The sequence below is a fragment of the Enterococcus alcedinis genome, assembly GCF_014635985.1.
In the GTDB taxonomy this organism is placed as follows: Bacteria; Bacillota; Bacilli; order Lactobacillales; family Enterococcaceae; genus Enterococcus_I; species Enterococcus_I alcedinis.
On the sequence record NZ_BMDT01000009.1, the window covers coordinates 1 to 13,737 of the forward strand.

A 13,737-nucleotide genomic window follows, 5' to 3' on the forward strand; every position below is an offset into this window, starting at 1 on the left:
AAAAAACTCCTCTCATAGTAGACTAGAATTTTTGTTTTTTCTAGTGTCTACTATGAGGGGAGCATATCATTCGCCTAGTTTCGGTATTTTCTTTTTTAAAAAGCTTGTGGATTTTCGGCACGTAAGTCTAAATGAGTCAAGTAACGCCAACGTGAAATCCAGAATAATAAGAATTGTAACGTAAAGTACACGGCAATAATGATGAAGAAGTAATGCCAAATATTGATTTCGACTAACTGCACCAATCCCCAGAAAGCGACAGCTGAATGGAAAGTTGCGACAAGCATGGGCAAGAAGTACATCGATAATAACTGACGTGTAACGATTTGATGGCGCATTTTTGGTGTTAAACCAATTTGATAGAGACTACGGTGGAAACGACCTTCTTTATCTAAATCACCGAACAGACGGAAATACAGAATCGATGAGGCGAATAAGAAGAAAACACCGCCAATTAGTAAACCAATCATTAAGATAAAACCATTCGCTTGGCGTTTTTGTAAGACTGTGTTGTAGAGAGATTCAAAGTCGAAATACTCATCGAATGCATCATTCCACACTTCATCAGAAACTTCACCAGGTTCAGCATTATGAAGTGCATCTATTTTTTTCTGAAAATCAGCTGTCTTTTGATTTAAGTTAGCAATAATTGATTTATTTACTTGACTGCCATCATCCCAATTTTTGTAGTCAATTAATTGGAAAATCGAGAAGTGCTTTCCATATTCAACGGTTTCGATAAAATTATCGACAAATGCGTCAGAAGCGATGACTGTTTGTTGGTAATAAATAGGTTTGAACATGACTGGTACTTCCTGTAACAAAAGTTCTTTATTATTGAATTCAGCAATAACGGTTTCTGTTCGAGGGGCGTTTTCAATCTGTTCAAGATGTTCTAAATTAGACGCTGTTAGTAATAACTCCGTGTCTTTGGGATTGAGTGTTGAAAGATTAAGTTGTTTAGCTACACGATTGTAATCAGAAGCAGAAACTAAAGATACATAGTTGGGAGTTTCTGTTGCTTTATCTGTATATTCAAACTGATGGACATTAAATCGTTCATACGTTGGTTTGTAACCAGCAGTCTTTAGATCAGTGTAAATTTTTTCTCCCATTTCTATAATTGGTTGCTCCGCTATCGAATCGTATTTATTTGGATCATTGGAGTGATTAATCATTAATGCTATAGGAATATTGTTGCGTGTGTTGGCTTCCGTACTACCTAAACTGGCGGTAACCGAGACACCGACGAGCGCAACAGCTGCCGTACAAGTGATGAGTGCAAATAAGTTGGCATTTTCTTTACCGCGATAAACCCCCGCTGCGGTAAGGATTAAATTTTTTCCTTGCCAATATTTTTGCTGCTTCTTCTTCCATAAGTAATAATAGACACTGACTTGATGGAAAAAAAGAAACGTTCCAATAACAGTGAAGAAAACACAAGCAATTAAGATGAATACATTACTATTATAAATACTTCGGACAAAGTAGACCATTGCACCATAACCTAGACCGATGCACAAAAAGGCAAGCAAGGCAAATAATGGATTGGCTTTGGGTGTCTTTTCGGGTGTTTCGTCACTTTTGCCAAGTTGTGTCAGATTAGCTGTTTCAATTCGTAAGGTTAAAAAGAAACTAACGAGTAGGAATAAAATAACATAAATACCAATTGTTAAAGCAATCCCGATTGTTGGAAAATAAAAATCCAGTCCAGTGGATAAGCTTAAAATCTTTTGCACGATGATTAAAATGGCCTTCATAAAAATCAGTCCAAACGTCACACCCGTCAAAATTGCTCCAATACCAATCACCATGTTTTCGCCAAATAAGAGGCGGCGTAAATCACGGGGCTTAATGCCAAGCATGACATAAATACTGAGTTCTCGTTTACGTGCTTTTGAAAAAATTCCGAATGAATACCATAAGAAAATAAACGAGAGTGCGACAATTAAGATTTGGCTGACCGTCATACCCATCGTAGCCAAGCTAGCGACGGTATCGCTACTGCCGCCAAGTCCACTTTTTAATTGAGGATGAAAGTTTAAAATCGCAAATAAAAAGAAAACAAAGACGGAGAAGCTACTACTTAAAAAGTAGCCGCCATACGTTCGTTTCGAGCGTAAGACGTTATTAGTAATCAGCTTGAAGAAGTTCATGACTACGACCTCCTAAGTGGCTTAAAACGGTTAAAATCTTTTGGTAAAATTCATCGCGATTTTCGCCTAAATAAATTTCATTGTAAAAACGTCCATCTTTAATGAACACAACGCGATGACAATAACTTGCAGCAAAGGCATCGTGTGTCACCATTAATGTTGTCACTTGACGCTCGAAGTTCAATTGACTAAGTAGACCCATCACGTCATCGGCAGATTTGGAATCAAGATTCCCAGTCGGTTCGTCGGCTAAAATTAAAGCTGGATCATGAATTAAAGCACGACAAATGGCGACACGTTGCATTTCTCCACCGGATAATTGATGAATTCGTTTGTCACGTAAGGCAGAAATACCTAGCTCTGCTAATAGTTCTTCGGCTTTTTTTAACATTATTTCTGGTTTCTCGCCATCTAACGTTAATGGCAAAACGATATTTTCAATCACGGTTAAAGGCGCAAGCAAGTTATATTGTTGGAAAACAAAACCAAGTTTATGTCGACGGAAATCGGCTAAGCGGTTTTTTTCATATAAGTGGGGATTTTCTTTATCTAATAAAACGACACCGGATGTTGGCTGATCGAGCGTTGCAATACAATTTAGTAAGGTTGTTTTTCCACTACCTGAAGGGCCCATAATAGCGACCATTTCTCCTTTATCAATTTTTAAATCGATGCCTTTTAAAACTTCAACGGTGACCTCGCCAGTATAATTTTTCGTAAGGTGTTTAACTGTTAGTAATGACATTTTTTTCCTCCTAAGATAAGTCTTAAAGCTAGTTTAACAAGAAAAGATTGATTTAACTATGACTTGAACGCACATGAATCTTACAATGCTGTAAGATTCAATCAGACTTTTGGCACCCGTTTATCGATCAAATGCTTGTATGATAAACAAGGGCTGTGACACCAGTCACAGCCCCTAGGCTAAGTATTTATTTTTTGAAAGACCAAGGTGACAGTTGTGCCAACTCCGGGTGTCGAAGTGATTTTCAAATCAATCGATAAGCCTGTAGCGACTTGATGGACTAAGTAGAGTCCCATGCCTGTTGCTTCACCAAATTTGCGACCATTTTCACCAGTGAAGAAGGCTTGTTTGACTCGAGGAAGATCAGAAGCAGGGATGCCAATCCCAAAATCAGTGATATGCAGAAAGATTTGTTCCTTCGTCTCGGTTGCGGATAATTCAATTTTCCCTTTTGGATACGAGTATTTTAAGCTGTTTGTCAGAATTTGCTCAATCATAAAAGCGAGCCATTTTTCATCACTAATGACGGTCAAATGTTCTGGAATCAAAAGTGAGGGATAAATATTTCGTTGAATGAACGCCGTTTTTTGCGTATTAATCGCCGTCGAAACGACTTGAGTTAAAGGCAATTGCATCAAAATGAAATCAGATTGAAAGCCACTGCTTAAGCGTGCTTCATTTAAGGCGATAGTTAAACCGTTTTTGATTCGTTGCGTTTCTGTCAAAACAGCAGTCGGCGATAGTTCCTTATTTTGTGCCATCATTTCTAAGACACTAAGAGGGGTCTTCATTTGATGCACCCATAAATTCATAAAGGTAATTTGTTGCTCGCGTCGCTTGTTTAAGAGTAAGAGATGTTTTTCTTCTTTTCTTCGAAGGGTATCAAACTGTTTTTGGATTTGTTGACTAATCGGACTTCGATCACCATAAAGCATCGCCGTGGTTTCACCGGATAAAAAGCGATACAAGTGGCGTTTTGTATAGTAGTCATAGAAAAATAAGACAAAGAATAAAAAGGTAGAAAGGCCTAAAAAATAAAGCGAGAGTCGCCAATCGAGTGCATCGGTCAGACCGATAATAATCGCGACGAAGCTTACAATTCCGATACAGGCAAGAAATAGCCGCCAATGGGTTTTCAGATAAAAATGCATTTAATCCACCTGCCAATTCAATTGATAGCCTTTGCCACGAATCGTCAAAATACAGTCAGATAAACCAATATCTTCCAGTTTTTTTCGTAAACGGCCCATATTGACAGATAGTGTGTTGTCGTCAACAAAGCGAATGTCATCCCACAAAGTCATGAGTAACATCTCTCTAGGCACAACTTTTGGCGCTTCTTCGATAAGTAATTCTAATAATTCGCCTTCTTTTTTCGTTAACAATTCCGTGTTGGCTTGGTAATGAATTTCTAAACGTTCAGGATAGTAAGTCAGGGCTTGGAAGCTGACCGTTCGTTCTTTAGCCATCGCGTATTCCCCATAACTTCGACGTAAATGACTTTTGATTTTAGCAATTAAGATATCATTGTTAAAGGGTTTGACGAGGTAATCATCGCCACCATATTCCATTGCCATGACTTGATCCATCGGGTGCTCGCGAGCCGATAGGAAAATAATCGGTACATTGGATTGTTGGCGAATTTTTTTCGTCCAGTAAAAACCGTCGAAATAAGGTAGGTTAATATCCATTAAGACTAAATCAGGCTTGAGTTCAAAAAATTCTTGATCTAAGTATTGGAAGTTTGTAGCAATAGTGACATCAAAATTGTATTTCTCAATGGTTTGACAGACTAAATGAGCGAGCGTTAAATCATCTTCGATTAAGAATATTTTCATACGTGTGTCTCCTTTTTGATGGCATCGACAAACTGTAACTGTTGATTGAAATATTTTTTGTAACCAAGATAGCCAGCAATAATCGAACCGAGGCTAGTTGTAGAAAGCAACATGAAAGTGACCATGATTTGATATTTAATCGCATGGACCGGATCAACACCGGCAAAGATCAAGCCGGACATCATTCCGGGCAAACTCACTAGACCAACTGTTTTGGCGGAATCAATCGTTGGCTGCATCGCAACTTTGATACTTTCGCGTAAAATCGGTTGAGAAGCCTGTTTAATCGTGGCGCCTAAAGCCAATTTTTCTAGAACTTGTTGTCGTTGATCGTGAAACTTAGAAGCGAGATTACGATAACAAAGCCCGATCGCAACCATGGAGTTACTAGCAATCATGCCACTAATCGGGATAACTTGAGAGGGAATAAATTTAATCGCACCGGATACGATTAAAATTCCCATCGTGATATACGTACTGACAGTAATCGCTAAAAGGGTCTCCCAATAATTTTTGATGAAATGCGGATTGCGTTTGTGCGCATTCCACGCAGCATTTAAAACAATAAAAAAGCTCATACTGGCAGTTAAGACGACATTGTTTACTTGAAACAAATATTTTAAGACATAACCAACGATTGCTAATTGGAGGACAGCTCGAATCACGCTGAAGAAAATGTCTTTACTTAACTCCAGTTTTTCTTTTTGACTAATGAAAACTGCGATCATCACAAGTGCAAAAGAAAAGAAGAGTGAAAGATTATTGACGGCGAGTTGATTCATTTAAAAGGCCTCCTTCTTGTAAGAAAATGGTATGTGTTGCAGTGGCTAATTCTTCCGTATCATGTGAAATTTGAAGAATGGTCACACCTTGTTGATGGACTTGTTCGAGCAAATCGTGAACGATTTGTTTGTTTTCACTGTCTAAGCCAACAGTCACCTCATCCAGAAGTAAGATTTTTGGCAAAAATAATAAGTTACGTAATAAGGCAATCCGTTGACGTTCCCCGCCAGAAAGTTCAGTGATTTTTTTCGTGATAAAATCATCTGTCAAGGCTACGAGTTGCAATGCGTGTTTGACTTTGACCTCATCGTAAGGCAATTCACGAATCGTAAAAGGAAACAGTAAATTATCATAAACCGTTTCACCAAATAACGTAGGGTTCTGAAAGCAATAAGAAACTTCTTTGCGATACGTTGTGGTTTCATACTCTTTCTGATTTTTATTTTGATAAATGATTGAACCACTGGTCGGTGTAAGTAAGGAAGCGATTAGCTTGAGCAGTGTACTTTTTCCACCACCAGAAGGACCAGTAATCATCAACCAATCATTTTCTTCGACCTGTAGATCAATGTGACTTAAAATTTTTTGTGTATCGACTTGATAGGACAAATCATTGATGCATAATAGTGTCATTTAAAAACCTCACCTAAAATTGATACTCTTATTGTACCGTTTCTATTTTTTTTATGAAAGGAGATTTAGGAATATTTGACAACTAGGTAAAAACTTGGTAAATTATGAAGGAATTAAAAAATAAAACCTAGTAAATGGGGACAATTTTGTGAGTGTAATCGGTATCTAAATCATAAGTGAATCGCTAAAAAAAATAGGCTGAGGTCTAGTTTATTTGGCGTACTTATAAAGATACCTATCGATAGCAGGATAATTGTATTCTTAAGCGATAGTGGCGTAGACTATCGTTTTTTTGTGTTTTCTAGGTTTAACATTATGAGAAACAAGGAACAGTGATGAAGGTATCTCTTTGTAAATGAAGGGAAAGATGAATAAATGAATCAAACAATGTTAATGAAATTACAATACAATCAAATTATTGAAAAAATCCAAGAAAAGGCGATTGGCGAACATAGTAAAGCCTTGATCGCAGACTGGTTGCCACCAAGCGATTTAGCGACCGTTCAAAAACGTCAAACAGAAACGAAAGAAGCACGAATCATTTTAGATAGTAGTCAACACGTGCCGTTTATGGGATTGAGTCGAATTGTTTTATTGATGGATCAAGTACGAAAAGGGTTAATTTTAACACCGAGTGACTTGGTTGAGTGTGGGGATTTTTTACGAAGCAGTCGTTTAATCATGAAGTTTTTTGAAAAAAATCAATACCAGACACCAACACTTTATGCATATAGTCGTTATTTGCCGGACTTAATGGAAATTGAAACAGCCATTGAAACAAAGATTAGCAATCAAAAAATTGTGGATACAGCCACAACTCAACTAGCGAAAATTCGCCGGAAAAAAATCGAAGTGCAAAAAGAAATTCAAGAAAAACTTATGAAGTTTATTCGTCATAGTAAGAACAAAGAAATGATTCAAGAAAGTATGATTGTCAAAAAAGGCGAGCATTATACGGTACCGATTAAAGCTAGTTATAAAAATAAAGTTGCCGGGACATTGATTGAAGAATCAAATAAAGGTCAGACGGCTTTTATCGAACCGAGTGCGGTTTCAAAATTAAACGAACAACTGAATCAACTAGTGATGGAAGAGACGATGGAAGAATACCAAATTCTAGCAGAGTTAACGGGTTACTTAGCGGAAAATGAAACGCTGATTGATCAAGCAATCGAAACGATTACTGTCTTAGATTGTATTTTTGCTCGTGGTAAATACAGTCGAGAAATCAATGGAATCACGCCGAAAGTGAATAAGACAGAGTACATTCACTTGATTGAAGGACGTCATCCATTCTTACCTGACGATGCGATCCCGTTGAATTTTGAAATAGGTGAAACGTATCGTGGTTTGGTTATTACTGGTGCAAATGCTGGTGGGAAAACAGTTGTCTTAAAAACAATTGGATTATTGACATTGATGGCGATGCTTGGCTTGCAAGTTCCGGCCAAAGAAGGAACGGAGTTAGCTGTTTTTGATCACGTTTTTGTCGATATTGGTGATCAACAAAATTTAGAGAATGCGTTGAGTACCTTCTCTGGTCACTTAAAAAATATTGGAGAAATGTTGCCAAAAGTTAAACGTCATACACTGGTTTTATTCGATGAAATTGGTAGTGGAACCGAACCAAATGAAGGCGCAGCACTCGCTGTTGCAATCATGGATGAAATGTACCGCAAAGGCGCATTAGTCGTAGCAACAACCCATTATGGTGAAGTGAAACGCTTTGCCCAAGAACATGAAGATTTTATCCCAGCAGCGATGGCTTTTGATCAAGAAAGTTTATCACCGTTGTATCGCTTAATTGTTGGGCAAGTCGGCGAGAGTCAAGCGTTATGGATTGCGCAAAAAATGAATTTATCCGCCACGGTTCTAGAAAAAGCGCAACAATACATAGATAAAGCACCTTTTAAAACGACACGTGAATCTTTCAGCCAACAGCCAAAAGCTGTTGCAAAAAAAATTGAAGCATTGATTCTTTATCAAAAAGGTGATCGCGTCGAATGGACAGAAAACAAAAAAGTTGGATTGGTTTATCAAGACGACGGACAAGAAGAAGTACAAATTTTTGTTGAAGGGCAGCGCGTCGATGTTTTACGTCGTCGCATCCGCTTGTTGGCTCGTCGTGAAGAATTATATCCACAAGATTATGATTTGGAACAATTATTCACTGATTTTCATGAACGAAAACAAGAAAGAGATTTATTGCGAGGCTCTAAAAAAGCCCATAAACGTTTAGATAAAGAAGCAAAAGCACGTCGAAAAAATCAATAAAACAGAGGAAAAACGTTTTTGTTTGTGAACTTTCATATTATTTGCTGAAAATGAAAGATTTCATTGGAATTTTCCATCAGAATCTCGTATACTTTTGCTAATCTATTTTTAGTGGAAGGAGTGTGCATTCTTGGAAAACAAAAAACTTCAACGAGAGATATCATTAACAGGTGCGCTATCGACCGTTATGGGGACCGTCATTGGAGCCGGTGTTTTCTTTAAAGCAGCAGCGGTCGCGTCTCATACACAGTCAGCTGGCTTGGCTTTGTTTGCTTGGTTACTCGCAGGGGTCTTAGCCATTTGTGGTGGACTGACCGTTGCTGAACTGGCAACGGCAATTCCTAAAACTGGTGGCGCGATTCAATACATCGAAGCAACCTATGGTAAGGTCATGGCCTTTTTGCTTGGTTGGGCACAGACGATTATTTATTATCCAGCCAATATTGCGGCCTTAAGTATTATTTTTGCGACACAGTTAATGAATCTATTCCATTTAAGTCAGCAGGCATTGATTCCAGTCGCAATCATTACAGCAATTAGTGTTACAGGGATTAATTTGTTAGGTACACGGGTGGCTGCTCGCGTTCAGTCAATTACACTTATCATTAAACTCTTGCCAATTTTTGCAATTGTTTTATACGGGCTATTGACGCCAGGAGCCGTCAACGTTTCGTTAATTAACCTAGAAATAGGTGGCGATCAGTCTTGGGTTGCCGGATTTAGTGGTGCGCTCTTAGCGACATCCTTTGCTTACGATGGTTGGTTAAATGTCGGAAACGTGGCAGGAGAGCTGAAAAATCCAGAAAGAGATTTACCAAAAGCGATTATTTTAGGCTTAAGTTTTGTAACGCTAATTTATTGGGCAATCAACTTTGTCTTTTTCAAACTGTTGCCAGTCGATCAAATTGCTGGAAATTTAAACGCGGCTTCTGAGGCAGCAGGCTTGTTGTTTGGAACCATTGGTGGAAAATTAGTAACAATCGGCATCTTAATTTCAGTCTACGGTGCATTGAATGGTTATACGATGACAGGAATTCGAGTACCGTATGCGTTGGCTTTACAGACGAAATTTCGTTTTAGTTCCTCTTTAACGAAATTAACGCGCCGGACATATGTGCCGTTATTACCAGCTCTCATTCAATTGGTCATCGGTTGTGGAATGATTTTAGTCGGTAGTTTTGATTTACTTACCGATATGTTGATTTTTGTGATGTGGTTCTTTAGCGTGTTAATCTTTTTTGCCGTCTTTATTTTACGTAAAAAAGAACCAACACTTGCACGACCATACAAAGTCCCTTTATATCCGACCACACCGATTATTGCGATTGTTGGCGGGTTATTTATCCTAATCATGACAGCGATGACTCAGCCAATCCTTGTGCTATCAGGAGTCAGCTTGACCTTATTAGGCATACCGGTTTATTATCTTGGACAGAAAAAAGCATAAAAATAAAGAACAGTGAAACGGTAATCTTACTGAGTTCACTGTTTTTTTATCGATTGAAATCTAAAATTTCTTATGCTATGATTCCCTTTTGGAATAAAAGAATGGATAGTAGGAGAACAAAATGAATACAACAGCACTACTTATTGGACTATGTCCAGTGATTGGTTGGGGATTTTTTCCAACCGTTGCTTCCAAAATTGGTGGGCGTCCAGTACATCAAATATTTGGAACGACTTTAGGCGCTTTTATTTTTGCTTTAATCGTTGCGATTGCAACAAAAACCGCCTTACCAACAGGGGGAGATTTGATCTTAGCTCTTTTTTCAGGTGTGGGTTGGGCGCTCGCTCAAATCTTAACGTTTCAATCGTTCGCTTTAGTAGGTGCTTCGAAAGCGTTACCAGTTACGACCGCGTTTCAATTGCTTGGCGCTTCTTTATGGGGCGTGATTTTTCTAGGAAACTGGCCGTCAACCAGTGAACGGATCATGGGAGGCATTGCACTTATTTTAATTATTTTCGGTGCCAGTTTAACGGTTTGGATGGAGAAAAAGAGTCAAGAGAGTGCACTCGTTATGAAAAAGGCGATTTTGATTTTAGCTATTGGAGAGATTGGCTATTTAACTTATTCTGCCGCACCGCAAGCAACGACAATCGATGGGATGACAGCGTTTTTACCACAAACAATCGGCATGTTACTTGTTGCCATCATTTATGGTATTGTGACATCATTTAAAGGACGTGCCGTCTTTACGGAAAGAGTGTCTTACGGCAATATTGCTTCGGGATTTTTATTTGCGTTTGCTGCTTTAACTTATTTGATTTCAGCGCAACCAAATATGAATGGTTTAGCAACAGGCTTTGTTTTATCACAAGTTTGTGTCGTTGTTGGAACTTTAACGAGTATTTGGTTTTTAAAACAACGAAAAACAAAGAAAGAAATGCGTGTGACACTCATCGGTTTAGGTTTAATTATTTTTGCCGCAGCCTTAACTGTTATGAATTAAACGAAAACGAATGTGGACGATCGCCGTCTTGCATTCGTTTTTTTGTTATAATAAAGAAAAAAGAGAAGGAGTGATTTTGGAATGTTACAAAAATCAGTGCCGTTTAAAAGTATTTATATGAAAATCAACGCAGACGATATTAAAAAAATCGATGTCCCTACTTTACCTGAAGGATTTATCTATCGCTTTTATCAGGAAGGCGACCAAGAAAATTGGGCGAAACTAGAAACCCTTGTGGCTGAATTCGATGAAATCGAAGCAGCGCGTGCTCGTTTTGAATCCGAATTTTTACCAAGTGGCGATCGTTATCAAGCGCTCGATACACTTTTTACAATTGAAAACGATGCGTTAAGTCAACGCCAAGTTTTTATCGAAGCGCCGAATGGTGAAGTGGTTGCAACAGCGACCGCATGGATGGCAAACAAATTTGGTGAATATCAACCAATCTTGCATTGGGTCAGCGTCCATCCGGAATACCAAGGGTTACAATTAGGGAAAAGCGTTGTGGCTAAGGCGATGACTTTATTTAACGAATTGGAACCTGGAAAAGACGTAATGCTCCACACGCAAACATGGAGTTATCCAGCGATTGTTTTGTACCATAAATTGGGTTTTTATTTATGCAAAACGGAAACCTTACGCAAAGACGACAACGATTTTAATAATGGATTAGAAGAAGTGTTGAAAACAGTTATTAAAGAACCGGTCTTTTCAAAATTAATGGAAGAAGCACGCTAAATAGAAGGCGAAATCTTTGTTTTTCGAAAATATATTGTGTACAGTAGAATTAGATAAAGAGCTGTGCTCATAATGGATAGCGCTTTCTCAATAACAAACAACAAGGAAGTAGGAGGAATTATCAATGAAGAAAGTTTATGAAACGAAAATCATCAATACTGGCGGTCGTGAAGGTGAAGTCCATTCTCCAGACCAGAGCTTCAAGTACAAGGTAACCTCTCCAGGCAAGAAAGTTGAAAATGCCACTAATCCAGAACAATTATTCGCTGCTGCTTATAGCGCATGCTTCAATGGTGCATTAGAACTTGTAATGGACCAAGAAAAAGACGTTCATCCCAGCACAATCACGGCTCGTGTGAGCTTATACGCAGACGATGTGGAAGGCTTCCATATTGGTGTTGTATTAGAAGTCCATATCGATGGTGTCGATGAAGCACGTGCATTAGAATTAACGAAAAAAGCCGACCAAGTCTGCCCTTACTCAAAAGCCCTACGAAATAACGTCGAAGTCACATTCGAAATAGTGTAAAAAGAGGCTATAAAAGAAGTGTTCAGTGACGAGTAATAAACAAAGAATTTTTTGAAAGAGTTCTTTGCTTTCGAAAATATTCTGGTTTATTACCGAGTCACTACTTCATTTATACCGTTTAGAAAAGAGGCTATTTTTGAAGCGTTCAGCGGTGAGAGATAAGGACACCTCTGGAAAAATCGCTGTTTGATTTTCTCCAGGGGAAGAGTTATCTCCGAGTGTTTGATGACGAGTCATAAGAAAAAGTCTATCAAAAATGTCTTTTGATTGTGTTTAAGGAGGCGTATTAATGGCTAAGGATAAACGAAAAAATAAAGAGGGTCCACCGGTTGCAAGTATGTTTGAAAATGCTGGACGGATATTTCGTGGAAATGTTGGCGATCAATACCATCGAGGCAGCTGGAAAAGTACACTGATTATCATCATTATTTTAATTGTTGGTTATTTTATTTATGCTACGTTTTTTAAATAAATCATATAAAGAGGCCGTGACTTATGTCACGGCCTCTTTATATGATACGAATACTTGCTACTAAAAGGATGAATTGGGCTCTTTTAAAAAGGCGATTTCTTCAGGTGTTGAGACACGACCGAGAATTTGATTACGGTGTGGGTAGCGCCCAAATTTTTTTATAATGTCTCGATGTAACTGTTCGAAATGCAATTGGTTTTCTAACCCCGGTTCGCTAAATAAACGAAGCGCTTCTTGATGAATGATTAAGGATTCACTGTGCATATAAGGCATAAAAAGAAACCCTTTTTCAGTGATCGATAAATCATTTAAATCCGGTTGTTTAATGGCTTCTTGGGCAAGAGCTAGCGCCATGTTGTCACAAGAAAAAGCGGCAGTTGATCCACGGTAAATATTACGAGAAAATTGATCAAGAATAATGATTTCAGCTAAACGACCATGAATCGTTTCACGCCAAGAAGCAAGCTCCCCTTGAGCTGCTTGTTGATGAATTTCGGTGAATCGAGCACGCAATTCATCGTCAAAACTATCTGAACTTTTGAACCAATTTTCGGATGGGATTTCTTTAAACCAATAATCTAAAATTGTCTGAGGTTGCATTATTGTCACGCTCCTTTTTTATAGTGTAACGATAAATCTTTTAAAATGCAAAAACAAAAAATACTAGCTTTTTTAGATTGAACTTGGTATAGTAGCAGAAACGTCCATTAGAAAGTAATGGCTTTACTACTAGTAAGTCTTAAATTACCTGTCCAGAAAGTCGATGGTTGCTGCGAATCGAACAAAATTTACTGACTGAATTACATAGTATCGTATACAATCGAATATCAATGAGGAAAACAGTACGCTGTTTTTAAATTAAGGTGGTACCACGAAAATATTTCGTCCTTAGCTAGTAACCCTAGCTAAGGGCGTTTTTTATTAAGGTTATTGATTGAGCGTTTTGATACGAGCAATAAGCAAACTTTTCGAAAAATGGTACTTTCATTTTATCGAAAACGTCTTATTGCCGAGTATCAGCTCAACCAATACCGTTCAATCAAGGTTATTGATTGAGCGTTTTGATACGAGTGATAAGTTGTCTTAAAAAATAAGCTTAGTAAGGGAAAAAAGGAGAGA

General features: G+C 38.1%; 13 protein-coding genes. 6 read left to right on the forward strand and 7 right to left on the reverse strand.

What is annotated here, in order from left to right; all coding sequences use genetic code 11:
• Positions 1 to 95 precede the first annotated feature (95 nt).
• The 6 genes from IEV09_RS09370 to IEV09_RS09395 all read right to left on the reverse strand — a co-directional run bounded on the left by IEV09_RS09370 (position 96) and on the right by IEV09_RS09395 (position 6,155).
• A complete protein-coding gene (locus tag IEV09_RS09370; RefSeq protein ID WP_188368039.1) occupies positions 96 to 2,156 on the reverse strand; it encodes an ABC transporter permease in 2,061 nt (686 codons plus the stop codon).
• A complete protein-coding gene (locus IEV09_RS09375) occupies positions 2,131 to 2,901 on the reverse strand; it encodes an ABC transporter ATP-binding protein (RefSeq protein ID WP_188368040.1) in 771 nt (256 codons plus the stop codon). Before IEV09_RS09375 ends, IEV09_RS09370 begins: the two co-directional genes overlap by 26 nt.
• A gap of 179 nt (positions 2,902 to 3,080) precedes the next feature.
• Entirely contained in the window at positions 3,081 to 4,052 is a 972-nt protein-coding gene (locus IEV09_RS09380) for a sensor histidine kinase (protein ID WP_188368041.1), read from the reverse strand.
• Positions 4,053 to 4,739 carry a response regulator transcription factor gene (locus IEV09_RS09385; protein ID WP_188368042.1) on the reverse strand — a complete coding sequence of 229 codons (687 nt, stop codon included), beginning with the start codon at positions 4,737 to 4,739 and terminating at the stop codon, positions 4,053 to 4,055.
• Positions 4,736 to 5,521 (reverse strand): ABC transporter permease, encoded by a 786-nt coding sequence (locus tag IEV09_RS09390; protein WP_188368043.1) that lies wholly within the window; start codon positions 5,519 to 5,521, stop codon positions 4,736 to 4,738. Before IEV09_RS09390 ends, IEV09_RS09385 begins: the two co-directional genes overlap by 4 nt.
• Positions 5,499 to 6,155: an ABC transporter ATP-binding protein gene (locus IEV09_RS09395; RefSeq protein ID WP_188368044.1), complete on the reverse strand. Its 657-nt coding sequence runs from the start codon at positions 6,153 to 6,155 to the stop codon at positions 5,499 to 5,501. Before IEV09_RS09395 ends, IEV09_RS09390 begins: the two co-directional genes overlap by 23 nt.
• Before the next feature lie 375 nt (positions 6,156 to 6,530).
• On the opposite strand from IEV09_RS09395, the gene IEV09_RS09400 reads away from it, so the two are divergent.
• The 6 genes from IEV09_RS09400 (at position 6,531) to IEV09_RS09425 (ending at position 12,618) form a co-directional block, all read left to right on the forward strand.
• Positions 6,531 to 8,429, forward strand: a complete 1,899-nt coding sequence (locus IEV09_RS09400) for an endonuclease MutS2 (RefSeq protein ID WP_188368045.1) — start codon at positions 6,531 to 6,533, stop codon at positions 8,427 to 8,429.
• Positions 8,430 to 8,616: 187 nt separating this feature from the next.
• The gene (locus IEV09_RS09405; RefSeq protein ID WP_229731701.1) at positions 8,617 to 9,876 is read left to right on the forward strand and encodes an APC family permease; all 1,260 of its coding nucleotides are present in this window, start codon (positions 8,617 to 8,619) and stop codon (positions 9,874 to 9,876) included.
• A gap of 121 nt (positions 9,877 to 9,997) precedes the next feature.
• The gene (gene rbsU / locus IEV09_RS09410) at positions 9,998 to 10,879 is read left to right on the forward strand and encodes a ribose/proton symporter RbsU (RefSeq protein ID WP_188368047.1); all 882 of its coding nucleotides are present in this window, start codon (positions 9,998 to 10,000) and stop codon (positions 10,877 to 10,879) included.
• An 81-nt stretch (positions 10,880 to 10,960) separates the two neighbouring features.
• Complete coding sequence (locus IEV09_RS09415) at positions 10,961 to 11,617, forward strand: GNAT family N-acetyltransferase (RefSeq protein ID WP_188368048.1); 657 nt, start codon at positions 10,961 to 10,963, stop codon at positions 11,615 to 11,617.
• A 124-nt stretch (positions 11,618 to 11,741) separates the two neighbouring features.
• Positions 11,742 to 12,146, forward strand: coding sequence for an organic hydroperoxide resistance protein (locus IEV09_RS09420; RefSeq protein ID WP_188368049.1), 405 nt, complete (start codon positions 11,742 to 11,744; stop codon positions 12,144 to 12,146).
• A gap of 289 nt (positions 12,147 to 12,435) precedes the next feature.
• On the forward strand, positions 12,436 to 12,618 hold the full coding sequence (locus tag IEV09_RS09425) for a DUF6366 family protein (RefSeq protein WP_188368050.1): 183 nt from the start codon (positions 12,436 to 12,438) through the stop codon (positions 12,616 to 12,618).
• A gap of 60 nt (positions 12,619 to 12,678) precedes the next feature.
• Here the strand turns inward: IEV09_RS09425 and IEV09_RS09430 are convergent, their stop codons facing one another.
• Complete coding sequence (locus tag IEV09_RS09430; RefSeq protein WP_188368051.1) at positions 12,679 to 13,218, reverse strand: DUF924 family protein; 540 nt, start codon at positions 13,216 to 13,218, stop codon at positions 12,679 to 12,681.
• Positions 13,219 to 13,737 lie beyond the last annotated feature (519 nt).

Coding starts and splice junctions, on each gene's coding strand:
- IEV09_RS09370 (WP_188368039.1), bottom strand. CDS start 2,156: ATGAACTTCTTCAAGCTGATTACTAATAACGTCTTACGCTCGAAACGA.
- IEV09_RS09375 (WP_188368040.1), bottom strand. CDS start 2,901: ATGTCATTACTAACAGTTAAACACCTTACGAAAAATTATACTGGCGAG.
- IEV09_RS09380 (WP_188368041.1), bottom strand. CDS start 4,052: ATGCATTTTTATCTGAAAACCCATTGGCGGCTATTTCTTGCCTGTATC.
- IEV09_RS09385 (WP_188368042.1), bottom strand. CDS start 4,739: ATGAAAATATTCTTAATCGAAGATGATTTAACGCTCGCTCATTTAGTC.
- IEV09_RS09390 (WP_188368043.1), bottom strand. CDS start 5,521: ATGAATCAACTCGCCGTCAATAATCTTTCACTCTTCTTTTCTTTTGCA.
- IEV09_RS09395 (WP_188368044.1), bottom strand. CDS start 6,155: ATGACACTATTATGCATCAATGATTTGTCCTATCAAGTCGATACACAA.
- IEV09_RS09400 (WP_188368045.1), top strand. CDS start 6,531: ATGAATCAAACAATGTTAATGAAATTACAATACAATCAAATTATTGAA.
- IEV09_RS09405 (WP_229731701.1), top strand. CDS start 8,617: ATGGGGACCGTCATTGGAGCCGGTGTTTTCTTTAAAGCAGCAGCGGTC.
- rbsU (WP_188368047.1), top strand. CDS start 9,998: ATGAATACAACAGCACTACTTATTGGACTATGTCCAGTGATTGGTTGG.
- IEV09_RS09415 (WP_188368048.1), top strand. CDS start 10,961: ATGTTACAAAAATCAGTGCCGTTTAAAAGTATTTATATGAAAATCAAC.
- IEV09_RS09420 (WP_188368049.1), top strand. CDS start 11,742: ATGAAGAAAGTTTATGAAACGAAAATCATCAATACTGGCGGTCGTGAA.
- IEV09_RS09425 (WP_188368050.1), top strand. CDS start 12,436: ATGGCTAAGGATAAACGAAAAAATAAAGAGGGTCCACCGGTTGCAAGT.
- IEV09_RS09430 (WP_188368051.1), bottom strand. CDS start 13,218: ATGCAACCTCAGACAATTTTAGATTATTGGTTTAAAGAAATCCCATCC.